General features: G+C 67.8%; 26 protein-coding genes. 15 read left to right on the top strand and 11 right to left on the bottom strand.

Annotated elements, in window-relative coordinates:
* The first annotated feature begins 8 nt into the window (after positions 1-8).
* Both GGR04_RS08725 and GGR04_RS08720 read left to right on the top strand, forming a co-directional pair.
* On the top strand, positions 9-1,439 hold the full coding sequence (locus GGR04_RS08725) for an ATP-binding protein (RefSeq protein ID WP_183199478.1): 1,431 nt from the start codon (positions 9-11) through the stop codon (positions 1,437-1,439).
* 107 nt (positions 1,440-1,546) lie between these two features.
* Entirely contained in the window at positions 1,547-2,563 is a 1,017-nt protein-coding gene (locus GGR04_RS08720; protein WP_183199477.1) for a zinc-binding alcohol dehydrogenase family protein, read from the top strand.
* Between the two features lie 35 nt (positions 2,564-2,598).
* Here the strand turns inward: GGR04_RS08720 and GGR04_RS08715 are convergent, their stop codons facing one another.
* The 4 genes from GGR04_RS08715 to GGR04_RS08700 all read right to left on the bottom strand — a co-directional run bounded on the left by GGR04_RS08715 (position 2,599) and on the right by GGR04_RS08700 (position 4,903).
* The gene (locus GGR04_RS08715; protein WP_183199476.1) at positions 2,599-2,964 is read right to left on the bottom strand and encodes a tRNA-binding protein; all 366 of its coding nucleotides are present in this window, start codon (positions 2,962-2,964) and stop codon (positions 2,599-2,601) included.
* The gene (gene proC / locus GGR04_RS08710) at positions 2,961-3,797 is read right to left on the bottom strand and encodes a pyrroline-5-carboxylate reductase (RefSeq protein WP_183199475.1); all 837 of its coding nucleotides are present in this window, start codon (positions 3,795-3,797) and stop codon (positions 2,961-2,963) included. The genes GGR04_RS08715 and proC overlap by 4 nt, the downstream gene beginning before the upstream one ends.
* Positions 3,797-4,297, bottom strand: a complete 501-nt coding sequence (locus GGR04_RS08705; protein WP_183199474.1) for a type III secretion system chaperone family protein — start codon at positions 4,295-4,297, stop codon at positions 3,797-3,799. The genes proC and GGR04_RS08705 overlap by 1 nt, the downstream gene beginning before the upstream one ends.
* 321 nt (positions 4,298-4,618) lie before the next feature.
* Complete coding sequence (locus GGR04_RS08700) at positions 4,619-4,903, bottom strand: accessory factor UbiK family protein (RefSeq protein ID WP_183199473.1); 285 nt, start codon at positions 4,901-4,903, stop codon at positions 4,619-4,621.
* Between the two features lie 145 nt (positions 4,904-5,048).
* Here GGR04_RS08700 and lgt point away from each other — a divergent pair, with 145 nt between their 5' ends.
* The 10 genes from lgt (at position 5,049) to GGR04_RS08650 (ending at position 14,166) form a co-directional block, all read left to right on the top strand.
* Positions 5,049-5,909 (top strand): prolipoprotein diacylglyceryl transferase, encoded by an 861-nt coding sequence (gene lgt / locus GGR04_RS08695; RefSeq protein ID WP_183199472.1) that lies wholly within the window; start codon positions 5,049-5,051, stop codon positions 5,907-5,909.
* Positions 5,906-7,015: a class I SAM-dependent methyltransferase gene (locus GGR04_RS08690; RefSeq protein WP_183199471.1), complete on the top strand. Its 1,110-nt coding sequence runs from the start codon at positions 5,906-5,908 to the stop codon at positions 7,013-7,015. Before lgt ends, GGR04_RS08690 begins: the two co-directional genes overlap by 4 nt.
* Positions 7,016-7,047: 32 nt before the next feature.
* The gene (gene pgeF / locus GGR04_RS08685) at positions 7,048-7,854 is read left to right on the top strand and encodes a peptidoglycan editing factor PgeF (RefSeq protein ID WP_183199470.1); all 807 of its coding nucleotides are present in this window, start codon (positions 7,048-7,050) and stop codon (positions 7,852-7,854) included.
* A gap of 26 nt (positions 7,855-7,880) precedes the next feature.
* Positions 7,881-9,035 (top strand): M24 family metallopeptidase, encoded by a 1,155-nt coding sequence (locus GGR04_RS08680; protein ID WP_183199469.1) that lies wholly within the window; start codon positions 7,881-7,883, stop codon positions 9,033-9,035.
* A 187-nt stretch (positions 9,036-9,222) separates the two neighbouring features.
* Entirely contained in the window at positions 9,223-10,155 is a 933-nt protein-coding gene (locus tag GGR04_RS08675) for a ribose-phosphate pyrophosphokinase (RefSeq protein ID WP_183199468.1), read from the top strand.
* Positions 10,156-10,489: 334 nt separating this feature from the next.
* The gene (locus GGR04_RS08670; protein WP_183199467.1) at positions 10,490-11,152 is read left to right on the top strand and encodes a 50S ribosomal protein L25/general stress protein Ctc; all 663 of its coding nucleotides are present in this window, start codon (positions 10,490-10,492) and stop codon (positions 11,150-11,152) included.
* A 78-nt stretch (positions 11,153-11,230) separates the two neighbouring features.
* Positions 11,231-11,959 carry an aminoacyl-tRNA hydrolase gene (pth, locus tag GGR04_RS08665; protein ID WP_183199466.1) on the top strand — a complete coding sequence of 243 codons (729 nt, stop codon included), beginning with the start codon at positions 11,231-11,233 and terminating at the stop codon, positions 11,957-11,959.
* Positions 11,960-12,034: 75 nt separating this feature from the next.
* A complete protein-coding gene (ychF, locus tag GGR04_RS08660; protein ID WP_183199465.1) occupies positions 12,035-13,138 on the top strand; it encodes a redox-regulated ATPase YchF in 1,104 nt (367 codons plus the stop codon).
* A gap of 66 nt (positions 13,139-13,204) precedes the next feature.
* Positions 13,205-13,657 (top strand): MaoC family dehydratase, encoded by a 453-nt coding sequence (locus tag GGR04_RS08655; protein ID WP_183199464.1) that lies wholly within the window; start codon positions 13,205-13,207, stop codon positions 13,655-13,657.
* Positions 13,654-14,166, top strand: coding sequence for a MaoC family dehydratase (locus GGR04_RS08650; protein WP_183199463.1), 513 nt, complete (start codon positions 13,654-13,656; stop codon positions 14,164-14,166). Before GGR04_RS08655 ends, GGR04_RS08650 begins: the two co-directional genes overlap by 4 nt.
* A 50-nt stretch (positions 14,167-14,216) precedes the next feature.
* On the opposite strand, the gene GGR04_RS08645 is transcribed toward GGR04_RS08650, so the two are convergent.
* Positions 14,217-15,413: a GGDEF domain-containing protein gene (locus GGR04_RS08645; protein ID WP_246393047.1), complete on the bottom strand. Its 1,197-nt coding sequence runs from the start codon at positions 15,411-15,413 to the stop codon at positions 14,217-14,219.
* A gap of 30 nt (positions 15,414-15,443) precedes the next feature.
* Here GGR04_RS08645 and GGR04_RS08640 point away from each other — a divergent pair, with 30 nt between their 5' ends.
* A complete protein-coding gene (locus GGR04_RS08640) occupies positions 15,444-16,055 on the top strand; it encodes a hypothetical protein (protein WP_183199461.1) in 612 nt (203 codons plus the stop codon).
* A gap of 87 nt (positions 16,056-16,142) precedes the next feature.
* Here the strand turns inward: GGR04_RS08640 and GGR04_RS08635 are convergent, their stop codons facing one another.
* The 5 genes from GGR04_RS08635 to GGR04_RS08615 form a co-directional block, all read right to left on the bottom strand.
* Positions 16,143-17,102 carry a cytochrome c1 gene (locus GGR04_RS08635; protein WP_183199460.1) on the bottom strand — a complete coding sequence of 320 codons (960 nt, stop codon included), beginning with the start codon at positions 17,100-17,102 and terminating at the stop codon, positions 16,143-16,145.
* A 23-nt stretch (positions 17,103-17,125) separates the two neighbouring features.
* Entirely contained in the window at positions 17,126-18,424 is a 1,299-nt protein-coding gene (locus GGR04_RS08630; protein WP_183199459.1) for a cytochrome b, read from the bottom strand.
* Between the two features lie 14 nt (positions 18,425-18,438).
* Positions 18,439-18,999, bottom strand: a complete 561-nt coding sequence (gene petA / locus GGR04_RS08625; RefSeq protein WP_183199458.1) for a ubiquinol-cytochrome c reductase iron-sulfur subunit — start codon at positions 18,997-18,999, stop codon at positions 18,439-18,441.
* A gap of 215 nt (positions 19,000-19,214) precedes the next feature.
* Entirely contained in the window at positions 19,215-21,098 is a 1,884-nt protein-coding gene (locus GGR04_RS08620; protein WP_183199457.1) for an ABC transporter ATP-binding protein, read from the bottom strand.
* On the bottom strand, positions 21,095-22,987 hold the full coding sequence (locus tag GGR04_RS08615; RefSeq protein ID WP_183199456.1) for an ABC transporter ATP-binding protein: 1,893 nt from the start codon (positions 22,985-22,987) through the stop codon (positions 21,095-21,097). The genes GGR04_RS08620 and GGR04_RS08615 overlap by 4 nt, the downstream gene beginning before the upstream one ends.
* Before the next feature lie 181 nt (positions 22,988-23,168).
* Here GGR04_RS08615 and GGR04_RS08610 point away from each other — a divergent pair, with 181 nt between their 5' ends.
* A complete protein-coding gene (locus GGR04_RS08610) occupies positions 23,169-23,642 on the top strand; it encodes a tRNA (cytidine(34)-2'-O)-methyltransferase (protein ID WP_183199455.1) in 474 nt (157 codons plus the stop codon).
* A 32-nt stretch (positions 23,643-23,674) separates the two neighbouring features.
* On the opposite strand, the gene GGR04_RS08605 is transcribed toward GGR04_RS08610, so the two are convergent.
* Positions 23,675-24,490, bottom strand: coding sequence for a metallophosphoesterase family protein (locus GGR04_RS08605; protein ID WP_183199454.1), 816 nt, complete (start codon positions 24,488-24,490; stop codon positions 23,675-23,677).
* A 627-nt stretch (positions 24,491-25,117) separates the two neighbouring features.
* Between GGR04_RS08605 and GGR04_RS08600 the strand changes: the two genes are divergently transcribed.
* Complete coding sequence (locus GGR04_RS08600; protein WP_183199453.1) at positions 25,118-26,446, top strand: O-antigen ligase family protein; 1,329 nt, start codon at positions 25,118-25,120, stop codon at positions 26,444-26,446.
* Positions 26,447-26,597: the final 151 nt, after the last annotated feature.

Raw genomic sequence — 26,597 nt, 5'->3', positions numbered from 1 at the left:
GACGCGGTATGACCCTGCTCGATCGCTTTCGGCCGGGCCTCTCCGGCGTCGGTTCCGCGACCGAGACCCTGCGCGCCGCGCTGCGGCGCCCTCGCCTTTTCCGCGGGCCGCTGCGCCACGTGCCGCGCTTCATCTCGCGCAACACGCCGAAGGGCCTCTACGCCCGCTCGCTCATCATCATCATCGCGCCGATGGTGCTGCTGCAGTCGGTGGTGGCCTTCGTGTTCATGGAGCGACACTGGCAGACGGTGACGCAGCGCCTTTCGGCGGCCGTGGTGCAGGACATCGCTGCCGTCATCGACGTGCTCGACACCTACCCGCAGGACGACGAGTTCCTCGAGATCAACCGCATCTCGCGCGAGCGACTGGGGCTGAACGTCCTCGTGCTGCCGCCCGAGCCCTTGCCCGCGCCCGCGTCCAAGCCCTTCTTCAACATTCTCGACGGCATTCTCTCGGACGAGATCCGTCGCCAGATCAACCGGCCGTTCTGGATCGACACGGTGGGCGAGTCGCGGATCGTGGAGATCCGCATCCAGCTCGACAAGCACATGCTGCGCGTCTTCGCGCCGCGCAACTCGGCCTATGCGTCGAACACCCACATCTTCCTGCTTTGGATGGTCGGCACCTCGCTCGTGCTGCTGCTCATCGCCATTCTCTTCCTACGCAACCAGATCCGCCCGATCCAGAAGCTGGCGCAGGCCGCCGAAGGCTTCGGGCGCGGCCAGCCGATGCCGAGCGACTTTCGCGTGCGCGGAGCATCGGAGGTCCGCCGCGCCTCGCTTGCCTTCATCCAGATGCGCGATCGCATCGAGCGCCAGCTGGAGCAGCGCACGCAGATGCTCAACGGCGTCAGCCACGACCTGCGCACCGTGCTCACCCGCTTCCGCCTTCAGGTGGCGCTTTTGGAGGAGGGCGAGGACCGGCGCGAGCTGGAGCAGGACGTCGACGAGATGGGGCGGATGCTCGAAGGCTATCTCGACTTCGCCAAGGGCGAGGCCGGCGAGGATGTTGGCGAATTCGACCTGGAGCGCGCCTTCCTCAAGTTCGAGGGCGAAGCCGCGCTCAAGGGCCGCACGATCGCCACCGAGATCGACGGCGACCCGATGGTGACGGTGCGTCCCGACAGCTTCCTACGGCTGATCCACAACCTCGTCGCCAACGCGCTGCGGCACGGCGAGCACGTGCGGCTGACGGCGCGCCACGACGATCGCTGGCTGACCGTGGCGGTGGAAGACGACGGCCCAGGCATCCGGCCGGACCAGCGCGAGGACGTGTTCAAGCCCTTCGTGCGGCTCGACGAGGCCCGCAACATCGACGCGGGCGGCACGGGGCTCGGCCTCGCGATCTCGCGCGACATCGCCCGTTCGCATGGCGGCGATATTCTTCTGTCGGAGTCCGAACTCGGCGGCTTGAAGGCGCTGATCCGCATTCCCGCCTGAGGCCGACCGACATTCGGTGGACGCTGCGTCGCGCCGGACGGCCTTGTCGAAGCGCGGCGACGACGACATCTCCGGCGTCCTTCGAACCCACGCCGGAGACCCGCCTCGTGAAAGCCGTCGCCTTTCGTACGCCCCTGCCCGTCTCGGACGAGCGGTCCCTAGTCGACGTCGAACTCGGCACGCCGGAGCCGACGGGCCGCGACCTGCTGGTCGCTGTTCGCGCCGTTTCCGTCAATCCCGTCGACACGAAGGTGCGCGGCGGCGCCATTCCGCTGGACGGCGAGACGAAGGTCATCGGCTGGGATGCCGCCGGTATCGTGGCGGCGGTCGGGCCGGACGTCGAGCGTTTCGCTGTCGGCGACGAGGTCTTCTATGCCGGAGAGTTGCTGCGCGCCGGATCGAACGCCGAGTTCCAGCTCGTCGACGAGCGGCTGGTGGGCCGCAAGCCGCGCTCGATCGGCTTCGCCGAAGCCGCCGCGCTGCCGCTGACGGGCATCACCGCTTGGGAAACCCTGTTCGACCGGCTCGACGTGACGCATCGCCCGCCCGCCGGCGCGACCAACACCATCCTGATCATCGGCGGCGGGGGCGGCGTCGCCTCGATCGCCGTGCAGCTCGCCAAGGCCCGGACTGATCTGACGGTGATCGGCACCGCCTCGCGGCCGGAAACGCGCGACTGGGTGCGAGCGCAGGGCGCCGACCACGTCATCGACCATTCGAAGCCGCTGCCCGAGCAGATCGCCGCGCTCGGCCTCGGCGCGCCTGCCTACGTCTTCTCGACCACCCACACCGACAGCCATCTGGCGGGCATCGGCGAGTTGATCGCGCCGCAGGGTCGGCTGGCGCTGATCGACGACCCCGAGCGTTTCGACGTCGTACCGCTAAAGACGAAGGCCATCTCGGTGCACTGGGAGCTGATGTTCACGCGTCCGCTCTTCCGTACCGCCGACATGGGCGAGCAGGGCCGGATCCTCGACGCGATCGCCGCGATGGTGGATGCCGGGCAGATCCGTTCCACCATGACGCAGAACCTCGGCCGCATCGATGCCGCCAACCTGCGGCGGGCACACGCTCTCCTCGAAAGCGGCCGAGCGATGGGCAAGATCGTGCTCGAAGGCTTCTGACGGAACGGGGGCCGCGCCCCACGGTCCCCTCGCCTTCAGAACAGGCGGCCACCATTCGGCACGGGATGGCTCAACGCCGCCAGCACCACGTTGCCGGCGTCGTCGGGAAAGCCGAGCGTCAGCACCTCGGAGCGCATCGGACCGATCTGGCGCGGCGGGAAGTTGACCACCGCCATCACCTGCCGACCGACGAGTTCGTCGAGCGAATGGCGAACGGTGATCTGCGCCGACGACTTCTTCACGCCGATCTCCGGCCCAAAATCGATCGTCAGCCGAAAGGCCGGCCTGCGCGCCTCCGGGAACGGTTCCGCGGTGAGGATCGTCCCGACGCGGATGTCGACCCTGAGAAAGTCGTCGTAGCCGATCTCCGGTGCGACGCCCCCCTCTGCGCCCGCGCTCACGCCTCGCCTCGTGCGAGTTCGCCCGCTCGGCGGCGCGCCGCGTCGACGGCGTGGCGCATGAGCTCTTTCAGTCCCCCATCGTCCACCGACAGAACCTTCAACGCGGCTTCCGTCGTGCCCTTCGGCGAGGTGACGTTGCGGCGGAGCTGCGCCGGTTCGTCGTCGGAGCGGATCATCAACTCTCCGGCTCCGGCCATCGTGTGGCGCGCGAGGCGCATGGCCAGCGCGGGCTCCAGCCCAAGCGCGACGCCGGCCTCGGCCAGCGCCTCGGCCATCAGGAAGACATAGGCGGGGCCGCTGCCCGAAACCGCCGTGACCATGTCGATCTCGGCTTCGGAATGCACCCATTCCACCGGCCCGCTCGCCTTGAGAAGAGCGGTGGTCGTCGCACGTTGAACGCCGCCCACTAGCGCGTTGCCAAAGGCGCCGGTGATGCCACGCCCGATGAGAGCCGGCGTGTTGGGCATGGCGCGCACCACGGGCCGGCGCCCGAGATGCTCTTCGAGAAAGGCGACGGTGATGCCGGCGGCGATCGAGATCACCAGCGTGTCGGGGGCCATCGCCGCCGTCAGCGCGCCGATCGCCTCGCGCATCATCTGCGGCTTCACCGCGAGGATGACGACGTCGTGCGGCTGCGCGGGAATGCTCGCCTCGTGCCGCACGCCGGCCGCGAAGGCCGGGGCGAGCGTCTCGGAAGGACGGGGATCGACGACCGTGACCGTGGCGGGATCCAGCCCCTCGGCCATCCAGCCGCGCAGCATCGCCCCGCCCATGTTGCCGCCGCCCAGAAGCAGCAGGCGCCCGACGCTCGCCGATTGTCCGACCGCCGGCATCAGGCGTTGCCCACGGTGTCGAAGACGGCGCAGGAGAGCGCGCTCGCGGCGTCCTTGTCGGCCCAGACTACGAACTGGAACGCCTGGTAGTAGCGCTCGCAGGCTTCGAGTGCCGAGGCGAGTAGCCGCTCCGCCTGCTCGCGCGTCGGCTCTGCGCCGCCGCACAGCAGCAGCGCGTGACGGAACATGATCGCGCCTTCCGAAGCCCAGAGGTCGAAATGCCCGAAGACGAGCTGCTCGTTGATCCTGGCGAGAAGCCTCAGAACTTCCGTCTCGCGCCGCGCCGGCACCTTCATCGAGAAGGCGCATCCCAGATGCAGCGCCTCGACCGCCTCCATCCACGAGAAGGAGACGGAATAATCCGTCCACACGCCCCGCACCGAGACCGCGATCTCGTCGTCGCAAGGCCGCTCGAACGACCAGTCGCGCGTCGCCGCGACGAGCTCGATCATGTCCACCGGGTTCGATTGACGACCCGATTCCCATTCGCCCAAATGCATGCCGATGTCTTTCCCCGTGCCGCATCCCTGCGCGACCGGAAGGGCGCCGCATGCGACCCGCCGTCTCGGGGCAAGTTCCTCGCAAGCCCCTTTTTCGCAGACGGGGAGACCCGCCGCCGCGGCGAATCACCCAGTAGATTCAGTGTAGCCACGGGGAGTCGCGGCACCAGTACGGAAACGGTATTTTAAGCTTTCGTCCGGCCGAAATGCCGGACGCCGCGACCGGGGTGAGAGCTAAGCGACTCCGCCGCCAAGCGTTTCGGAATCGCAGCCTCGCCCACAGACCCGCTCAAACCTGTTGAGGGCTTGTGGATAAGCTGTTCACATCGCCTCGGGAACCGGCGCGGGACCAGGGCCGCCGAGCTTCGCTTCGAGATCGGCGATGCGTTTCTTGAGCGCTTCGTTCTCCGTGCGGGCCTTCACGGCCATCTCGCGCACCGTCTCGAACTCCTCACGCTGGACGAGATCCATCTGGTTGATGAAGCGCTCTCCCTGCGTGCGGAACACCGTTTCCATCTCGCGTCGCACGCCCTGGGCGGCCCCGGCGGCATCGGTCATCATGCGGGCGAATTCGTCCAGCATGCGGTTCGGGCCTTTGGTGGTCATCGGTGTCGCTCCATCGGGACGTGATCTCTCGCAGGTAGGCGGTCGCCCCCCGCTTGGCAATGGAACGGCGCCTGCGCCTTGACCGGGGCGCCGCTGCGTCGCAAACCCGCGCCCGACCCTCGCGACCCCGACGATCGGACCCGCCATGCTCGACACCGCATTCCTCGGCGTCCTCGCCTATCCGAACATCGATCCGGTCTTCCTCCAGGTCGGGCCGATCGCGCTACGCTGGTACGGCCTCGCCTATGTCTGCGGCATCCTCTGCGGCTGGCTCTACGGGCGCCACCTCGTGGGAACGCCGCATCTCTGGCAGAACGGCGTCGCGCCGATCACCAAGCTGCAGATCGACGACTTCATCGTCTGGATCACGCTCGGCATCGTGCTCGGCGGGCGTATCGGCTCGATCCTCTTCTACGATTTCGGCCGCGTCATCGACGATCCGCTTTCGGCGTTGCGCATCTGGGAGGGCGGCATGTCCTTCCACGGCGGGCTGATCGGCGTGACGATCGCCGTGCTCCTGTTCTGCCGCCGCAACCGAGTGCCGTTCTTCAGCCTGATCGACGTCGTCGCGGCCTCCGTGCCCTTCGGCCTGTTCTTCGGCCGCGTCGCCAACTTCATCAACGGCGAACTCTGGGGCGCGCCGTCCACCGTGCCCTGGGCCATGGTCTTCCCGACCGGCGGGCCCGAGCCGCGCCATCCCAGCCAGCTCTACGAGGCTGCGCTCGAGGGCGTCGTCGTGTTCCTGATCCTGCGCCTTCTCACCCATCGTTTCCGGCTGCTGTCGCGTCCCCGCTTCGTCGCCGGCGCCTTCATCTGCCTCTATGGCTGCGCCCGCATCGCGGTGGAGTTCGTGCGCGTACCCGACGTGCAGCTCGGCTATCTCCTCGGTACGGGCTGGCTGACCATGGGCATGGTCCTGTCGCTGCCGATGCTGGCCGTCGGCGTCTGGGCGATGGCGACGGCGCGTCCGCGCGCCTACGAGCCCCGGCCCGTCGCGGCATCGTGAGCGCGAGCCTGATCGAGCGCATTCGCGCCGAGATCGGGGCGCGCGGGCCGGTGCGGCTCGACCGGTTCTGGAACCTCGCGCTGTTCGATCCGGCGGAGGGCTACTACGCGACGCGCGAGCCCTTCGGCTCGGCGGGCGATTTCGTCACCGCGCCTGAGATCAGCCAGATGTTCGGCGAGCTTCTCGGCGCCTGGGCGCTCGCCGCTTGGCGCGAGCTCGGCGCGCCCTCGCCCTTCGTCTTCGCCGAGATTGGGCCAGGGCGCGGCACGCTGATGGCCGACATGCTGCGCACGGCCGCGCGGCTCGACGGCGCCTTCCTCAGGGCGGCACGCGTCCGACTGGTGGAGACGAGCGACCGGCTTGCGGCGCTGCAACTCTCGACGCTGTCGCGCTTCGATCTGCCGGTGGTGCGGCATCGGCGCTGGAGCGAGGTGGAGGCGCTGCTCGCGATCGTCGTCGCCAACGAATGGCTCGACGCGGTCGCAATCCGCCAGCTCGTGTTCGAAGCGGGCGCCTGGCGCGAGCGGTTCGTCGCGGCGAACGCCGACGGTTCGCTCCGCTTCCGCTGCGGCGACGCGCTCCGGCACGTTCCGGTGGCGCTCGCAGCGTTGCCCGCTCCGCAGGAAGGCGACGTCTTCGAGGTGTCGCCCGAGCGCGAACGGCTCGTCGCCGAGATGGCGGCCGATCTGTCGCGGCGCGGCGGCGCAGCGCTCCTCGTGGATTACGGTCACCCAGCGCCCGGTTTCGGCGACACGCTGCAGGCCCTGCGCCGCCATGCCTTCGCCGAGGTTCTGGCCGAGCCCGGCCGGGCCGACATCACCAGCCACGTCGATTTCTCGGCCCTGCGCGCGGTGGCGCAAGCGGCCGGTCTGCCATCCGCGGGCCTCACGACGCAGGGGCGGTTTCTCCTCGACCTCGGCCTGGTGGAACGCGCCGGCCGCCTCGGCGCCTCTGCCGACGAATCCGGCCGGGCGGCGCTGACGGCCGCCGTGCGCCGCCTTGCCGGCGACGGGCACGGCGAGATGGGCGATCTCTTCAAGGTGCTGGCGATCGCCTCCGCGCCTTTGAGCCTGCCGCCCTTCGAGGTTGCCACTACCTTCCGTTGACTTGGCTTCGGGCCTCCCCCACCATCGCGCCCATGCTTGATCCCCGCCTCGAATCGGCCTCTCATCTCGTGGACGCCGGTGTCGTCCGGGACGAACGCCTCTCCGTCCTGCCGGGCCTGCGCCACGCGTTCTTCACGCGCCGCGGCGGCGTTTCGACCGGCATCTACACCTCGCTCAACGCCGGCAGCGGCTCGCACGATGCGCCGGAGGCCGTGCACGAGAACCGCGAGCGGGCGATGCGCTATCTCGGCTTGACCGTGGCCGATCTCGCCTCGCCCTGGCAGGTGCACTCGCCCGACGTCGCGATCGTCGACGAGCCCTTCGGGGCGGATCGGCCGAAGGCCGACGCTGTCGTGACGAAGGTGCGCGGCCTCGCACTCGGCATCCTCACGGCCGATTGCGGCCCCGTCCTCTTCGCCGACGCGCACAACGGCGTCGTCGGGGCGGCCCATGCCGGCTGGCGCGGGGCGCTCGGCGGCGTCCTCGACAACACGGTCTCGGCGATGGAGAGCCTCGGCGCCGAACGCGGCGCGATCACCGCGGTGCTCGGCCCCTGTATCACCCAGCCGAACTACGAGGTCGGCGCCGAGATGATGGCCGGCTTCCTCGACGAGAACCCCGCGAACGAGCGCTTCTTCGCCGCCGGCACGCAAGGGGACAAGCGGCAGTTCGACCTTCCCGGCTACGTCGTCGCCCGGCTCGCCGCGCTCGGCGTCGCGGCCGGCTTCGTCGGCCGCTGTACCTATGCCGAGGAGGAGCGCTTCTTCTCGTTCCGCCGCACCACGCATCGCGGCGAGCCCGACTACGGCCGCCAGCTTTCCGCCATCGTCCTCGCCTGACCTTCTCCCGGCAACCGGATCCGTCCATGCTGCATTTCTCTGCCGACGAGTTCGCCCAGCGCCGCGAGCGGCTGACCACCGCGATGACCGAGCGCAAGCTCGACGCGATGCTCCTGTTCGCGCAGGATTCGACGTACTGGCTGACGGGCTACGACACGTTCGGCTTCTGCTTCTTCCAGTGCCTCGTGGTGAAGGCCGACGGCGAGATGCGCCTTCTCACCCGCTCGGCCGACCTGCGGCAGGCCCAACACACCTCCACGATCGAACGCATCGAGATCTGGCGCGATCGGGGCGGTGCCAACCCCGCGATCGAACTGCGCGACATCCTCGACGACATGGGCCTCCTCGGCGCGCGGATCGGCGTGGAGTGGGCGACGCACGGCCTCACCGCCGCCAACGGGCGGCTCGTCGAGGAGAAGCTCGGCTCCTTCGCCAGCCTGCAGGACGCCTCCGACCTCATGCCGGCGTTGCGGCTGGTGAAGAGCCCCGCCGAGATCGCCTACGTTCGCGAGGCCGCGCGGCTCGGCGACGAGGCCTTCGAGGCGATGCTGCCGCTGGTGCGCGAGGGCGCCGACGAGGCCGATCTCCTCCATGCGCTTCAGGGCACGATCCTGCGCGGGGGCGGCGACTATCCGGCCAACCCCTTCATCCTCGGTTCAGGACCGGACGCTCTCCTCTGCCGCTACAAGTCGGGGCGCCGCCGGCTCTCAGGCCAGGACCAGCTCACCGTCGAATGGTCGGGTGTGAAGGCGCAGTATCACGCCCCGCTGATGCGCACCGTCGTGGTCGGCAAACCGCTGATCCGCCATGAGGAACTGTTCGCCGCCGCGCGCGAGGCATTGGCCGCGGTGGAGGAGGCCCTGCGCCCCGGCCGCACCTTCGGCGACGTGTTCGACGCCCACGCGCGGGTGATGGAAGAGCACGATCTCGTTCGCCACCGCCTCGCCGCCTGCGGCTACTCGGTGGGCGCGCGCTTCGCCCCCTCGTGGATGGACCCGCAGATGTTCGTCTCGGGCAATGCCGAGCCGATCCGCCCCGACATGACGCTCTTCGCCCACATGATCCTGATGGATTCCGACAGCGGCACGGCGATGACGCTGGGGCGGACCTATCGGACCACCGACGAAGCCCCCGAGAGCCTGTCGCGCCTTCCGATCGAGCTGCCGTTCGCCGCGCCATGACCGGCTCGACGGGCTACGACGCTCGTGTCCGCCGGGCCCTCTGCGGCGGGGCATTCGGCGGTCTGTGGGTTGAATCTTCATCCGATCTTGTTATGAGCGCCGCAGATGCGAACGAGGGTCCGTGGGCGACGGTCCCCGGTGCGGCCGACAGGCCGCCGTCTCGCGCCCAAGGACGGAAGCGGACACGATGAAACTCTTTGTCGGCAACTCCAATCGCATCCTGGCCGAGGCCATCGGAAAGTATCTGGAACTGCCTCTGGGCCTCGCGTCCGTCCGGCGCTTCGCCGACCAGGAGATCTTCGTCGAGATTCAGGAGAACGTGCGCGGCGAGGATTGCTTCGTGATCCAGTCGACCTCTTATCCGGCGAACGATCACCTGATGGAGCTCCTGATCATCATGGACGCGCTGCGACGCGCCTCGGCCCGCCGCATCACCGCCGTGCTGCCCTATTTCGGCTACGCGCGGCAGGACCGGAAGGCCGGTGGGCGGACCCCGATCTCGGCCAAGCTCGTCGCCAACCTCATCACCCGCGCCGGTGCCGACCGGGTGATGACGATGGATCTCCACGCCGGGCAGATCCAGGGCTTCTTCGATATTCCGACCGACAATCTCTTCGCCGTGCCGCTGCTGGCGCGCGACATCAAGGAACATCTCGACACCGAGCACGTGATGGTCGTCTCGCCCGACGTCGGCGGCGTGGTGCGCGCCCGCTCGCTCGCCAAGCGGCTCGACGCTCCACTGGCCATCGTCGACAAGCGCCGCGAGAAGCCAGGCGAGTCCGAGGTGATGAACATCATCGGCGAGGTCGAAGGTCGGCACTGCATCCTCATCGACGACATCATCGATTCCGGCGGTACGCTCTGCAACGCGGCCGACGCCTTGATGGCGGCCGGCGCCAAGGGCGTGCGAGCTTATATCACGCACGGCGTCCTCTCGGGCGGTGCCGTCGCCCGTATCGCCGCCTCCTCGATCGAGGAACTGGTGATCACCGATTCGATCGAGCCGACCAAGGCGATCCGCGACGCCCGCAACATCCGGGTCGTCACCACCGCGACCCTCCTCGGCGAGGCCATCGCCCGCACCACCACCGAACAGTCGGTGTCGTCGCTTTTCGACTGAGCCGCGCGGAGCGGATCTTCGGTACGACGCGGGCCGGGTCGGTCGACCGGCCAGCCCCGCTGCACTGGGGCCGGCGATCGCATCCTCCATCACCGTCCCATCCCAAGCCGCTTCGGTCACGTCCAGGCAATCTGTGAACTTGCCAGCGGCGAGCGCCAAGCCCTCTGGCTTGCGATGCGCGCCCCTCCACGCTATAGGCACGGCGTCCGCGCGGACACCCTTGGAGGCAGCGCGGACGAAAAGCGGCTGCGTTCCAGCCGCTTTTCGTCGTTTCGGTCCCCCTCGCGGGATACCGTCCCGGCAACCTCTGATGAACCACGAAGGACTTCAAACCATGAGCGAGAGCTACACGGTCAAGGCTGAAGCGCGCGAGAAGGTCGGCAAGGGGGCCGCCAGACATCTTCGCCGCAGCAACATGGTGCCCGCCGTCATCTACGGTGACAAGCAGGCGCCCCTGTCGATCGCGGTCCCCTACAAGGAGACCTTCCTGAAGCTGCACGCCGGCGGCTTCCTGACGACGATCGTCAACATCGACCTCAACGGTCAGCAGATTCAGGTCCTCCCCAAGGATTACCAGCTCGACGTCGTGAAGGACACGCTCGTCCATATCGACTATCTGCGCGTCTCCGCGCGCACCGTCGTCACGGTCCGCATTCCCGTCCACTTCGAGAACGAAGACGCGGCGCCGGGCATCAAGGCCAATGACGGCGTGCTCAACGTCGTTCATCACGACATCGAGGTCGAGTGCCCCGCGCAGTCGATTCCCGAGAGCTTCACGGTAGACCTCACGGGTCTCGAGATCGGCGAAGCAGTCCACGCCTCGGCGCTCAAGCTGCCGAACGGCGTGTCGCTGACCACCGACGAGGACTTCGTGATCGCCACGATCGTGCCGCCGATGGCCGAGGAAGTCGACGAGCTCGACGCCGAGACGCCGGTGACCGAGGTCACCGAGCAGACCGACGCCACGGCCGAAGACGAGCCGAAGTCGGGCAACTGACGAGGAGCCGGGCGGACGGGGTCGGAAGACCCCTTCGCCCGATCCCGTCGCGAGCGTGGGCCGCAAGAGGTCGCTGAGATGCTGCTGATCGCAGGATTGGGCAATCCCGGCCCGCAATATGCCGGCAACCGGCACAATATCGGCTTCATGGCCCTGGACGAAATCGCTCGCGATCCCGCCTTCGGGCCTTGGTCGAAGAAGTTTCAGGGCGAGATCTCCGAGGGGCAGATCGCCGGGCGCAAGGTGCTGCTGCTGAAGCCGCTCACCTTCATGAACGACAGCGGCCGCTCCGTCGCCGCCGCGGCGAACTTCTTCAAGATCGAGCCTGCCGACATCGTGGTGATGCACGACGAGCTGGATCTCGCCCCTGCCAAGGTGCGGGTGAAGACGGGCGGCGGCAACGGCGGCCACAACGGTCTGCGGTCGATCGACGCCCATCTCGGCAAGGACTATCGCCGCGTGCGGCTCGGCATCGGGCATCCCGGCTCGAAGGAGCGGGTGAACCCGCACGTGCTCGGCGACTTCGCCAAGGTCGATCGTGACTGGCTGGTGCCGCTGCTCGAAGCCGTGGCCCGCCATGTCGAGACGCTGGTGAAGGGCGAGGACACGGTCTTCATGAACCGCGTAGCTCTGGCGCTGAATTCCGAGGAGCCGAGTGGCGCCAAGGGCGGCGGGGCGAAGACCGCCCCACCCAAGCCGAAGGCGGAGAGCCACGTGCGGGCGGCGCGGTCCGCCTCGCCGCCGCCGATGCCGGACACCGGTCCGATGGCGGGCATGCTGCGCCGGCTGTTCGGCACCAAGGACTGACCATCATCCGTCGCCGGCCTCCTTGAGGCGGGCGACAGGGCGCAGGGCGCCACCAGAGATCGAGGACGAACAGACATGGGCTTTCGCTGCGGCATCGTGGGACTTCCGAACGTCGGCAAGTCCACCCTCTTCAACGCGCTGACCAAGACCGCGGCCGCGCAGGCCGCCAACTACCCGTTCTGCACGATCGAGCCGAACACCGGCGACGTCGGCGTGCCCGACAAGCGTATGCAGGCCATCGCCAAGATCGGCAAGTCGGCGCAGATCATCCCGACCCGCATCACCTTCGTCGACATCGCCGGCCTCGTGCGCGGCGCCTCGAAGGGCGAAGGGCTCGGCAACCAGTTCCTCGCCAACATTCGCGAGGTCGACGCCATCGTCCACGTGCTCCGCTGCTTCGAGGACGACGACATCACCCATGTCGAGAACCGCATCGACCCGGTGGCCGACGCCGAGACCGTCGAGACCGAGCTGATGCTCTCCGACCTCGACAGCCTGGAGCGCCGCATCGTCGCCACGCGCAAGAAGGCGGCCGGCAAGGACAAGGAAGCGCTCGCGCAGGTGCCGGTGATGGAGGCCGCGCTCGCCAAGCTGCAGGCCGGCGAGCCCGTACGCGTGCTGCTCGCCACCTTCGACGCCGACGAGCGGCAGATCCTGCGCAACCTCAACCTTCTGACCTCCAAGCCCGTGCTCTACGTCTGCAACGTGGCCGAGAGCGACGCGGCGACCGGCAATGCCTATTCGGCCGCCGTGGAGGAGATGGCCAAGCGCCAGGGCGCCCGCAGCGTCGTCATCTCGGCGGCGATCGAGTCCGAGATCGCGCAGCTGCCGGAGGCCGAGGTCACCGAGTATCTGGAGGCGATGGGCCTGCACGAGCCCGGCCTCGACCGGCTGATCAGCGAGGGCTACGGGCTGCTCGAGCTCATCACCTACTTCACCGTCGGCCCCAAGGAGACGCGCGCCTGGACCGTGAAGCGCGGCTCCAAGGCCCCGGCGGCCGCGGGCGTCATCCACACCGACTTCGAGAAGGGCTTCATCCGCGCCCAGACCATCGCCTACGACGATTTCGTGGCGCTCGGCGGCGAAGTGGCGGCCAAGGAAGCCGGCAAGGCGCGGGACGAGGGCAAGGAATACGTCGTGCAGGACGGCGACATCCTGATGTTCAAGTTCAACGTCTGACCGGTTGGCCGCAGCGCGGCCGGCCCCTATCTCAGATCACGCGGCGAGAGGCCGACGGGAGACCCGATGCGGACCTTCGAAGATCTGACGGTGGATACGACGATCCCGCTCGGACCCTACCGGGTCGAGCGCGAGGCGGTGCTGGCCTTCGCGAGCGAATTCGACCCGCAGCCTTTCCATCTCGACGACGCCGCGGCCGAGGCCTCCATGCTCGCAGGGTTGTCGGCCTCGGGCTGGCACACCTGCGCGATGATGATGCGGATGATGTGCGACGCCTTCGTCGTTGACTCGACCTCGCAAGGGTCGCCCGGCGTCGACGTCATCAAATGGATGCGTCCGGTGCGGCCCGGCGACGTGCTGAGCGGCGAGGCGCGGGTTCTCGAGGCGCGACTGTCGGGCTCTCGACCCGGCCTCGGCATCTGCAAGCTTCGCAACACGATCCGCAACCAACGCGACGAGATGGTGCTGGTCTGCGACTACGCCGTGATGCTGCTGACGCGCGCCGGCGCCCTCGCATGAGCTACTGGAACGAATTCGACGTCGGGCATGTCGAGGATCTCGGGCACTATACGTTCACGCGCGAGCGCATTCTCGATTTCGCCAGCAAGTTCGATCCCCAGCCGTTCCATCTCGACGAGAAAGCCGCACGGGCGAGCGTGCTCGGCGGCCTCTGCGCTTCGGGCTGGCAGACCGCCGCCATCTTCATGCGCCTGAACGTCCAGCATCAGCAGCGGATCGCGCGGGAGCGGGCCGCAGCGGGCATCGAGATCCCGCAATTCGGCCCCTCCCCCGGCGTGGCGGACCTTCGCTGGCTGCGTCCGGTGCGGGCGGGCGAGACGCTGCACTACACGCAGACCGTCACCGAGAAGCGGGTGTCCGCATCGCGTCCCGAATGGGGTCTGATCTCGACGCGCGTGGAAGCCGCCGACGCCGAGGGCCGCCTCGCCTTCTCGATGACGGGTCGGGTCTTCGTCCGCATCCTGCCGACCGCGCCTGAAGCGACGAGCGAACCCGCGGACGGATCATAGACGCCGACGCGCCTTCGCGTGACTTGGGGCCCTGGAAAACATGGCGTCGTTCACGCAGCATCTTCAGTGATCGGAAACTGTCGATCGGGCTCCGCGCGCTCGGCGGGCCCCCATCGGCGCAGAATGCCGTTGGTCGCGCGCACGCGGTTGCGCCCCGAAGCCTTGGCTTCGTAAAGCGCGGCGTCGGCCTGTTCCACCAGCCAGTCCCAGCGGGCTTCCGGCAACGACTCGACGGCCACCCCGCAGCTGACCGTCAGCGCGATCGACCCCACGGTGGGGACGACCACGGGCGTCGCCTCGATCGATTCGCGAATGGACTCGGCCAGGTCCAGCAGTGTCCCGATCTCGCGATCGGCGACGGCGACGGCAAATTCTTCGCCGCCGTAACGCGCCACCATCCCGTCCGAACCCGCCACATGCGTCAGTCGATTGGCCACCTCGGACAGCACTCGGTCGCCGGAACTGTGACCGAAGCGATCGTTGATCGACTTGAAGTGATCGACGTCGACGAGAATGAACCCGAGGCTGTCGTCGGCCTGCGCCGACATCGCGCTGAGGGCCAGATCGAGGCCGCGGCGATTGGCAAGGCCCGTGAGTTGGTCGGTCTCCGACAGCATCTTCAGCCGCTCGGCGAGGCGATGGCGCTCGACGTCCAGCGCCTCGCGCTCGTGCTCGCGATCCCACAGCGTATCGACGGCGCGAACGAGATTGCGAACCTGGGGAACGGTGCCGGCATCGCCAAGGACCGGCCGCGGCTCTCGATCGCAGATCGCCTGAATCTGCGACCGGATCTGGAGGAGCGGGCGTAGGACCTGTCGATAGGCGATCCAGGCCAGTGCCGGGACGGCCGCGACCATCGTCGCCGCGAGGCCGAGCGTCGCGAGCATCGCCAGCAACGACTCGTGCTGGCGCATCTCCGCCTGCGCGATCATGCGCTCGACATAGAAGTCCCGCAGTTCGGCGATCGGCGCCGTGGTTTCGGCATAGAGCTCGGCAGTTTTCCGGATGTCCAGCGCCGGATTGACGCGCAGCGACTGCCGCTCGACGATCCGCGACAGGAACGAGAAGCCGGTGCCGAAATAGCGGCCACGAATAGCCTCCAGCGCCGGGGCGAATCGAGAGTCCTGGTTGTCGCGTTCGATCTGCGATGCACCGACGTCCCACAGGGCCAGAATGCGCTGCTGCGTTCGATAGGCAGCCATCGCCTGATCGGGCGGGATGATCTGCCCGGCTGCCAGCGTCGGCATCACCTCCGACGGAAGGCGAAGCGCGGCCTCGTGGAGGGCGCCGAGAAGGCGCACCATCGTCACCTCGCCGGCCAGTCCCCGGTCGGTATCGCTGACGGCCGTCGCGGCGTGGGCGACGAACGGCTCGGCCGTCTCGCTGATCGAGATCATACCCCGGATGATGGAGAACTGATCCCCGACGCGGCGCGCCGAGAGCGGGGTCGCGACCATCGCATCCACACGCTGCCGTTCGGCTGCAAGACGCGCCTCGACGAAGGAAAGCCGCGCGGCGACGATCGGCTCGAGGTTCTCGGGCAGCCCCCGAAGGCGCGTCAGCTTGCGGTCCGTCGCGAGGCGGGCGGTTCGCATGCGCCCCAGCTCCGCGTCGTCGCGCCGTTGGTCGGTGGCGAGCAGCGCTTCCGTCGGCTGGCGTTCGGCGGCGATCGCGGACAGCGCGGAGAAGGCGATCTCGAAGGACCCGATCCGACGCAGGCTTTCGTCCGCGGTCGCACTGCGGTGGAGCGAGTTGTCGAGGGCGCTCCAAGCCATCGCGACCGTGCAACCCACGAGAACGACGCCACCGACGCGGAACAACCAAAGCGCGTTCAGTCCCGTCATGGTGTCCCCCGATCTCACACAACCAAGGTTAATCGCCGGTTCTGAAGAAAGGGTTGCACTACCCGGAAAAGTTGAAAGGGGCCTCGCGGCCCCTTTTCCTTCTCAACGGCTTTCGTCGCTTGTCGTCGGCGCTCAGTGCGGCGTATCGGCCCAGACCCGGTTCTTCACCAGGTAGAGCATAATGGCGAACCCGATCAGGAAGATCATCACCACGAAGCCCGTCGCCTTGCGCTCCACGAGATGGGGCTCCGCCGCCCACATCAGGAAGGCCGAGACGTCACGCGAGTACTGCTCCACCGTCTGCGGAGCGCCGTCGTCGTATGTCACGGCGCCATCGCTCAACGGCGCGGGCATCGCCAGCGCGAAGCTGGAGACGAAGGCTGGGTTATAGTAGGTGCCCGGCTGTACGACGAAGTGCTCCGGCACGGGCTCGCCGTAACTCGTCAACAGGTTGTGGATGTAATCCGGTCCGCCTTCGGCATACTGCGTGAAGATGTCGAACACGAAGGTCGGGAAGCCGCGCTCGATCGAACGGGCCTTGGCAAGCAGCGAGAGATCCGGCGGATGCGCACCGCCGAGGGCGGCCGCAGCGGCTTCGGGGTTCGGATAGGGCGACGGCAAGCGGTCGGACGGAATACCCGGACGCTGGAACATCTCCCCGGACGCATTCGGGCTGGGGTCGGTGATCTGGTACTCCGCCGCCAGCGCCCGCACCTGCGCGTCGCTGTAGCCGAGCGCCCCGAAATCGCGGAACGACACCAGGTTCATCGAGTGACAGGTCGAGCAGACTTCCTTGTAGACCTTCAGGCCGCGCTGCAGCTGGCCGAGATCCCAATGCCCGAACGGACCGGCGAAGGTCCAGTCGAGCTCGGAAGGCTTCTCCAGGGGATAGTGGGGCGTGGCGTGCGCCTCGCCGCCCGAACCGGAGGTCGAGGCCTCGGCGCCCTTGGCCGAGTCGGGCGCCGCACCTGGCGCGTCGCCGACGATCTGCCCTTCCGCGGCCGGAGCGGCGGCCGGGTTGTGCTGCGCCATCGCCAGCGTCGGGGCGACCAGCACGCCCGCCGTCAACAGAACGGAGAGAAGCCGTTTCATTGCAAAGTCCTTCGAGCGCTTCATCAGCCTTTGGTTTCCGGGGAGGCGGCGGCACCTGCGGGCATCGAACGGGCTCCCGCATGCTTGCCGAGAACCGCCTCCGTGATCGAGTTCGGCAGCTTGCGCGGCGTCTCGATGAGACCCAGCACCGGAAGCACGATGAGGAAGTGCGCGAAATAGTAGATCGTGCCGATGAGCGACAGCGTCGGATAGATCCACTCCGCCGGGCGCGAACCGAGCCAGCCGAGCAGCACGGCGTTCACCGCGAAAACCCAGAAGAAGATCTTGTAGATCGGCCGGTAGGTGGTCGACTTCACGCGGCTTGTGTCGAGCCAGGGCAGGAAGAACAGCACGATGATCGAGCCGAACATCACGAGCACGCCGCCGAGCTTGGAATCGATCGGGCCGACGTTGAATGTGATGGCACGCAGCATGGCGTAGAAGGGCAGGAAATACCATTCGGGCACGATGTGCGCCGGCGTCTGCAGCGGGTTGGCCGGAATGTAGTTGTCGGGGTGACCGAGGTAGTTCGGAATGTAGAACAGGAAGTAGGCGAAGATCGCGAGGAACACGACCATCGCGAAACCGTCCTTGATCGTCGCGTGCGGCGTGAACGGTACCGTGTCCTTCGAGGACTTGATCTCGACGCCCGTCGGGTTGGTCTGGCCGACGACGTGCAGCGCCCAGATGTGCAGGATCACGACGCCCGCGATCATGAAGGGCAAGAGGTAGTGCAGCGAGAAGAAGCGGTTGAGCGTGGCGTTGTCCACGGCGAAACCGCCGAGGAGCAAGGTCTGGATCGCGGTTCCGACGCCCGGGAAGGCGGTGAAGAAGCCGGTGATGACCGTCGCGCCCCAGAAGGACATCTGACCCCAGGGCAGAACGTAGCCCATGAAGGCGGTGGCCATCATCAGGAGGAAGATGATCACGCCGAGGATCCAGAGCACCTCGCGCGGCGCCTTGTAGGAGCCGTAGTAGAGACCACGGAAGATGTGGAGGTAGACGGCGACGAAGAAGAACGAGGCGCCGTTGGCGTGCATGTAGCGCAGCAGCCAGCCCCAGTTCACGTCACGCACGATGTGCTCGACAGATTGGAAGGCGAGGCCCGAATTGGCGGCGTAGTGCATCGCCAGCACGACGCCGGTGAGGATCTGCGAGACGAGGAAGATCGCGAGGATGCCGCCGAACGTGTAGGCGTAGTTCAGGTTGCGCGGCACCGGGAAGGCCACGAAGCTGTCGTAGAGAAGCCGCGGAAGCGGAAGGCGCGCGTCGAGCCAGCGCATCACGCCGGTCGAGGGCACGTAGGACGAATGACCGCTCATGGTGGGCCTCTCCCTTAGCCGATGCGAATGGTGGTGGGGGTCGCGAACGTGAACAGCGGTACCGCCATGTTCTCGGGCGCGGGCCCCTGTCGAATGCGCCCGGCCGTATCGTAGGACGAGCCGTGGCACGGGCAGTACCAGCCGTCGTAGTCGCCGGACTGGCCGAGCGGAATGCAGCCGAGATGGGTGCAGACGCCCACCATCACCAGCCACTTCTCCTGGCCCGGTGCGGCGCGGTTGGGATCGGTGGCGGGAGCGTCGGGCGGCAGGTTGGCGTTGCGAGCGATCGGGTCCTTCAACGCGCTGAGATCGACGGCCTTGCCCTCTTCGATCTCCTTCGGCGTGCGCTGCCGGATGAAGATCGGCTTGCCGCGCCACTTGGCGGTGATCGACTGGCCTTCGGCGACCTGGCTGATGTCGACGTCCACCTGCGCCAGCGCCAGCGTCGCGGCGTCCGGGTTCATCTGGTCGATGAAGGGCCAGGCGAGCGAGGCGGCGCCGACGACGCCGGCGGCACCGGTGGCGATGTAGAGGAAGTCCCGGCGTGTGGGTTCGCTGCTGTGGTCGACGCTCACGGGAAATGACGCTCCTTCAGGGACCGCGGACGCTGGAGAGCCCACAAGCCAGTTGCATGCGACGACCTCGATCGCATATCGCGGGCGCAGCGAAGCGCCCTGTCGAAAGCCGTTTTCAGCGCGTTTTCTTAGGCGGCCCCTTGGAACTTGTCCAGACTGGGGCAACCGATCCGGGCAGTATGTCGCTCATGAGGCAAGGGCGACACAGGCTCGGCTCACTCCGCGGCCTCCGAACGCAGAAACCCGCCGGACTGGCGTGCCCAGAGCTGCGAATACAACCCGCCGGACGCCACCAGCGCGCGATGGGTCCCCTCCTCCGCGATTCGCCCGCCGTCGATCACCACGAGGCGATCGAGCCCGGCGATCGTCGACAGCCGGTGGGCGATCGCGATCACGGTCTTGCCCTCCATCATGGCGCCGAGATTCTCCTGGATCGCGGCCTCCACCTCGGTGTCGAGCGCCGACGTCGCCTCGTCGAGGACGAGGATCGGGGCGTTCTTGAGGAAGACGCGGGCGATGGCGATTCGCTGCCGCTGCCCGCCCGAAAGCTTGACGCCGCGCTCGCCCACATGCGCATCGAGCCCGGTGCGCCCTTGCGGATCGCGCACGGTGCGGATGAAGTCGAGCGCGTTGGCGCGGCGGGCGGCGGAGAGCACCTCCTCCTCGCTGGCATCCGGCCGCCCATAGGCTATGTTGTCTCGAATGGAGCGGTGGAACAACGAGGTGTCCTGCGTGACGACGCCGATCGCCCCGCGCAGCGAGGCCTGCGTCACCCCGGCGATCTCTTGCCCATCGACAAGGATGACCCCGCCTTCGACGTCGTAGAGGCGCAGCAGCAGGTGCATGAGCGTCGTCTTGCCGGCGCCAGAGCGCCCGACGAGGCCGATCTTCTCGCCCGGCGCGACGCGCAGCGAGCAGCCCTCGATGATGCCCTGCCCCTTGCCGTAATGGAAGGTAACGTCGCGAAACTCGACCGCGCCTTCTTTGGGCACGAGATCGGGCGCCGCCGGCCGATCGACGAGCTTCGGCGGGACGGTGACGGTGGCGACGGCGTCCTGGATCGTGCCGTAGTTGCGCACGAGGCCGTTGATGTTGAACATCATCCAGCCGCTCATCTGATTGAGCCGCAGCACGAGGCCGAGCGCCGTCGCGACGGCACCAGTGGAGATGCGACCGTCCTGCCAGCCGACGATCGCCAGCACGCCGACGCCGGCCATCATGAAGCCGTTGAGGATGGCGACGGCGGTGCGCACCGTGGTCAGCGCCCGCGTCATGCGCCGCACCGTCTCGACGAAATGGCGGAATCCGTCTTCCACGAAGGCATCCTGCCGGCGGCGCGTGTCGAAGAGCTTGACGGACAGGATGTTGGTGAAGCTGTCGACCACCCGGCCCGAGACCACCGAGCGCGCATCCGCCGTCTCGCGGCCATACTTGCGGATGCGCGGCAGCAGGTCACGCACGATCCAGGCGTAGCCGAGCGCCCAAAGGGTGAGCACCAGCGCCATCCACGGGTCGAGGGCTCCGAGGATGGTGGCGGCGAGGACGACGAAGGTGATGAAGGCCCAGAAGGTCTGCAGCGTGGTGACGATGAAGTCGCCGGTGGCCTCGCCGACCTGCTGCACCTTCTGCGCGATGCGGCCGGCGAAGTCGTTCTGGAAGAACGTGTAGCTCTGGTCCATCAGCCGCCGATACGCCTGCCAGCGAATGCGGTTGTAGAAGGACGGGATGATCATCTGCTCCTCGAACACCGAGGCCGCGAAGAGAACCACGGTGCGGACCACGAGCGTCAGCACCACCAGCGCCACGAGCATGGGCCCGTGCTCGGCCATCAGCGTCGCCGGCGTCGAGGCGGCGAGCGCATCGACGATCCAGCCGACCCCCGTGTAGAGCGCCGCTTCCACCGCACCGGTGAGGCCGCCGGTGACGAGGAGCCCGATCAGCGGCCCCTTCGCCTGGCGAGCGAAGTGCCAGATGAAGCGGTTGGTGTCGGCGGGCAGAGGCGCGAGTTCGCCGACGCGGCGCGGCCGGTCGGCGGCCTCGGCGGCCTCGCCGAAGGGATCGATGACCCGCTCGAAGCGTCGCAGGAACCGGTCGATCACTCGGCGGCCCGCCGTTCGCTCGCACCGCTCGCATCCGCATCGTCGCCATCGGCGAGGAAGCCGCCGGCCTGGCGAGCCCAGAGGGAAGCATAGAGGCCGCCGCGGGCGATGAGATCGGCGTGCGTTCCCTCTTCCAGAATGCGGCCCTGGTCGATCACCACGAGCCGGTCGAGCGCGGCGATGGTGGACAGGCGATGGGCGACGGCGATCACCGTCTTGCCCTCCATCAGCCGGTAGAGGTTCTCGGCGATGGCCGCCTCGACCTCGGAATCCAGCGCCGAGGTCGCCTCGTCCAGCAACAGGATCGGCGCGTCCTTCAGCATCACGCGCGCGATGGCGATGCGCTGGCGCTGGCCGCCCGACAGCTTGACGCCGCGCTCGCCGACCTCCGCATCGAGACCGCGCCGGCCCGAACTGTCGGCAAGGCCGGCGATGAAGCCCGAAGCCTCCGCCCGTTCGACGGCATGTCGCAGATCGGCCTCGGAGGCGTCCGGCCGGCCGTAGAGGATGTTCTCGCCGATGGTGCGGTGGAGCAGCGAGGTGTCCTGCGTGACCACGCCGATGGCCGAGCGCAGCGAGTTCTGCGTGACGCCGGCGATGTCCTGGCCGTCGATCAGGATGCGACCGGTCTCGACGTCGTAGAAGCGCAGCAGCAGGTTCAGCAGCGTCGACTTGCCGGCGCCCGAGCGCCCCACGAGGCCGATCTTCTCGCCCGGCCGGATGCGCAGCGTGAAATCCTCGATCACCGGACCGGCCGCGCGATGCGGCGCGGCCTTGCCGTAGGAGAAGCCGACGCGCTCGAACACGACCTCGCCCTGCGGCACGGCGAGCGCCTTGGCGTCGGACGCGTCGGTCAGTGCCACCGGCAGGGTGAAGGTGGCGATGCCGTCGCGGATGGTGCCGATGTTCTCGAAGAGCTCCGACACCTCCCACATGATCCACTGGCTCATGCCGTTGAGGCGGAGCACCAGCCCGAGGCCGACGGCTATGGCGCCGACCGACAGCGAGTTTGCGGTCCAGAGCCAGATGCCGATCGCGCCGACCGAAAAGAGAAGCAGCGAGTTGAGCGCGTAGAGAGTCGAGAAGAACAGGTTGATCAGCCGCGCCTGGCCATGCACGGTGGTCAGGAACTCCTCCATACTGCGGCGCGCATGTACGGCCTCGCGCTCGGTATGGGCAAAGAGCTTCACCGTGCCGATATTGGCATAGGCGTCGACGATGCGCCCCGTCATCGCGGCTCGCGCGCCGGCCTGATCGGAGGCGACGAGCATCAGCCGCGGAATGAAGTGGCGCAGCATCAGGACGTAGAGGCCAAGCCACGCGACGAAGGGCAGCACCAGCCGCCAGTCGGCCGCCGCGATCAACACGACGATGCCGGTGAAATAGACGGCGACGTAGAGCATCACGCCGATCGACTTCATCACCGTCTCGCGCACGGCGAGCGCGGTCTGCATCAGCTTGGTGGAGATGCGACCGGCGAACTCGTCCTGGAAGAAGCCGAGCGACTGGCCGAGCAGCCAGTTGTGCACGCTCCAACGGAAGCGCATCGGGAAGTTGCCGAAGATCGCCTGAAACGAGATCAGCGACGAGAGAAAGGTGAGGATCGGCAGCGCCACGAGCACGACCCCGGCGATGAGCGCCAGTCGCCAGCCCTCCTCCTGCAGGAAGGTCTCGCGAGACCGCGTGGACAGCCAGTCGACGATCGAGCCGAGAAAGCCGAACAGCGAGACCTCCGCCACGGAAATCAGCGTCGTGCCGAGGGCGTAGAGGAGAAGCAGCGGCCAGACCGGCCGGGCGTAGTGCCAGATGAAGCGGCCGAGCGAGCTGGGCGGGCTATCCTCCCGCACCGGCGGAAACGCATCGACCAGCTTCTCGAAATATGAAAACATCAAGGAAATCCGCTCGTTTCGCACGTTCGCTGCCATGCGACAGGAAGCCGGCACCGTCGCGGCCCGTCCCCCGCACCGCATATAGGTTGGACCGCGTGGCTTTCACGCCGTCCTTCCCCTCGCTGTACGTCCGCGGCGACGGCGGTTGGCCGCAGCGCCGGGGGCCGGTAAGACGCCCCGCATGGGACCCTTCTCGATCACCCTCTATCAGCCCGACATCGCGGGGAACACCGGCACGATCCTGCGCCTCGCCGCCTGCCTCGGCGTGCCCGTGGAGATCATCGAGCCCGCCGGCTTCGACGTCTCGGACCGCAACCTGCGGCGCGCCGGCATGGACTACCTGGATCAGGTGACCCTGACGCGTCACGTGGACTTCGCAGCCTTCGATGCGGCGCGGCTCGCGGCCGGGCGCCGCCTCGTGCTGCTGACGACGAAGACGACGCGATCCTACTACGACGTGGCGTTCGCCCCCGGAGACGTTCTCCTGTTCGGACGCGAAAGCGCCGGCGTCCCGGCGCATGTGCACGAGAGCGCCGATCTCGCGGCCACCATTCCGATGCAGGCCGGCGCGCGATCGCTGAACCTCGCCGTCAGCGTCGCGATGGTAGCGGGCGAAGCGATGCGGCAACTCGGCGGCGCATCGCCGTCGTCCTGAACCATCGTCTCGCCTCGGGCGAGGTTCGTCGGTCAGTCGGACTGGAAGAACGCGACCGATCCCGGCAGCAAGCGGGCGGCCGAAAGACGGCCGCTGAGATAGGCACCGGTGTCGACGCCGACGCCGCGTTCGTCATAGGTCGGCGCGGGCAGCGGGCTGTGGCCGTAGACCACGATCCGCTCCGTCAGCGGCTTGCCGCGCAGAAAGTCTTCGCGGATCCAGAGAAGGTCCCGCTCGCTCTGATCGCGCAGCGCGACGCCCGGGCGCGCGCCGGCATGGGCGAAGAAATAGGCGTTCGTGGTGAGCGACACCGGCAGCCCCCGCAGAAAGACGCGATGGGCGAGCGGGATCGCCTCGACGATCTCGTCCAGCAGGCTCTCGGACAAGGCCCTGCCTCGCGCCGCGAACGCCGGCAGGTCCACGCCGTATGAGAGGAGCGTCGGAAGACCGCCGAAGCCCATCCAGCCTTCGAGCGGGATCTGGCCGTCGAGGAAGCGCAGGAAGGTCTCGTCGTGATTGCCGCAGAGGCAGATCCGGCGGAAGCCGTCCGGCGGGGGCTGGAGCAGGTGCTCGACGACCTCGGCGCTCTGCGGGCCCCGATCGACGTAGTCGCCCATCATGACGATGAGCTTCAAGCCGGCAAACCGCGAGCCGTCGCGGATGATCGCGTCCTCGACGACGCGCAACTGCCGCAGGCAGCCGTGAACGTCGCCGACGGCGTAGACGACCTCGGGATCGGAGGGCAGCACGATGCGCGGCCGGGTGGTCCCGCCCGTCGCGGCCCCGTCGATCCCGTTCGGTTTACCCCGGCCCGCACGGCGCAATTTGGAGACGATGCCGGCGAGCACGCGTTGTTTCCTGTTTTCACGATCGAGACCGACGCAGGAAAGTCCTCCGCCGGGCGGGCGATCGTCTCGTCGATCATACGGTCCCGCATCGGAATCGGATGCCGACGCCTAGACGATCGAAACGGTGTCCTCCGTGTCGTGCCACTATGGCAACACGAGGCCCTAACATCGAGTTTCGTCGCTGGTGGCGGAACAGGGTCCGCTGGCGCTTCGGCAAACCGTCGCTGCCGGCCGGACGACCGTCGTCGATGCCGGTGCGGGTGCGGATGACGAGACGATCCGTCCGACGACGGGCTCGCACGCGTCTGCGCGGTTTTTCCCACTCGCCGGTCGCATCGACGAGGCGTGCGATGACGGCGGCTTGTCATTGCGCGGTTCTCGCCTTTGATGGCATGGTGCGATGCAATCGCAGCGACGGCGAGACCGATCACGGCAACGAGGTCGGCGTTGCGTAGCGGCATGGATTGAACGGGTTGCGGTTCTCGGTCGGACGTTCGGCGCCCCCCGACTGGACGGCGGGAGACTCGACCCGACGCCTTCGTCCGCCCGTTGCCGGATCGACCCCGGAGGCCGATCCGCATGGGGAATTGTCTTGAAGGTTCGCGGCGAGTGCAGAACGGCTTGAGCTTGATCCGCACACGCAGGACGCCTTCGCCGGTCGTCGCCCCGATCGCAACCGCCGACGATCGCTGGGCGTCGCTCGTGCCGGTCGCCGCGCTGGCCTATCCGACCTTTCTCCAGCCCCTGACGAACTTCCGGCCCCCGGCCGCCTACGCCCGGTTGAGCGAATTGCAGAACGTCGCCGGAGCCGATTCCAACATCGCCAACCAGATCTTCTGGCTGGCGCTCCTCGCGGCGGGCCTTTTCCGGTTTCGCCGACGGCTGGGGCTGCTCGGCGCGCTGTTCGTGCATCCGGCGGTGCTGCTGATCGCGACCTATCTCGCGGTCGCTGCGCTCAGCGTCTCCTGGGCATCGGCGCCCGACATCGCCCTGCGGCGTCTCGTGCTCCAGACCGTGGTGATCTCGATCACGGTCTGCTCGATCTTCCTGACGGCGAACCGCGAGCGCATCCTCAACGGGATGGTGCTGCTCGCTTCCGCGATCGTCGTCGTCAACCTCCTGTTCGTCGCCGCCTTTCCGCCCGGTCGCCTCGGTTATCTCGGCATCTATTCCAACAAGAACATCCTCGGGCTGGTGGGCTCGCTCTGCTTCCTGTTCCTCGCCTATGGGGCGCTCGTGCGGCAGAGGTTGAGCCGCGTCGCCTTTCTCGGCCTTGCGGTTCTGGCGCTGCTTCTCGTCGCACTCAGCCAGTCGAAGACCTCGCTCGGCTTCGTGCTGATCGCCCCGATCATGGCCGCAAGCCTTCTCTGGCTGCAGGGGCTGCTGCGTATCCACATGCTCGCCCTCGTGCTCGCGGTCGTCTTCGCGGGATCGACCCTGGCGGGGCTGTTCTCGCAGATCTCGGGCATGGGCTTCGACGACCTGTCGCTGGCCCTTCTCGGCGACGACACGTTCACCGGACGCACGCAGATCTGGTCCTTCGTCCTCGGGGTCTACGAGCGCTCGCCCTATGTCGGCACGGGCTACGCGTCGTTCTGGGGCACCGGGATCAACTCGGTCGCCTTCCTCGAGGCGCCCGGCTTCATCGTCGGCCTCCTGCAGGCCCACAACGGCTATCTCGACGTGCTGCTCGAGACCGGGCTGCTGGGTTTCGCCGTTCTCGTGGCGATGATCCTGGCCTCGCTCAACCACGCGAACCCCTCGCCGGGAACGCCGCGCGAGGTGCGCTGGCTCGCCCTTTCGATCATGCTGTTCGTGGTGTTCCACAATCTTCTGGAGAGCAGCTGGTTCAGGGCCTTCAGCGCTCAATGGCTCGCCTTCGTCGTCGCCACCGCACTGATGCTGCCACCCCCTTTCGCCCTACGGTCGAAGCGCGCGGCCTCGCCTCGCAGTTGAGGCGACCGTCCGGGGTCGTGGCCCCGAGCCGTCGCGATCAACCGTCACGCGGCGCGGCACCATTCGGTGGACGCTTCAGAAGGCAGGACCAAGTGGCGACAGTCGCCTGCCGCACATACTGAGCGGGATTAACTTTCATCCTTTGTTAAGC

Origin of the sequence: Aureimonas pseudogalii (assembly GCF_014196835.1) — a bacterium.
GTDB lineage: Bacteria > Pseudomonadota > Alphaproteobacteria > Rhizobiales > Rhizobiaceae > Aureimonas > Aureimonas pseudogalii.
This window is presented reverse-complemented; position numbering and strand designations above follow the sequence as displayed.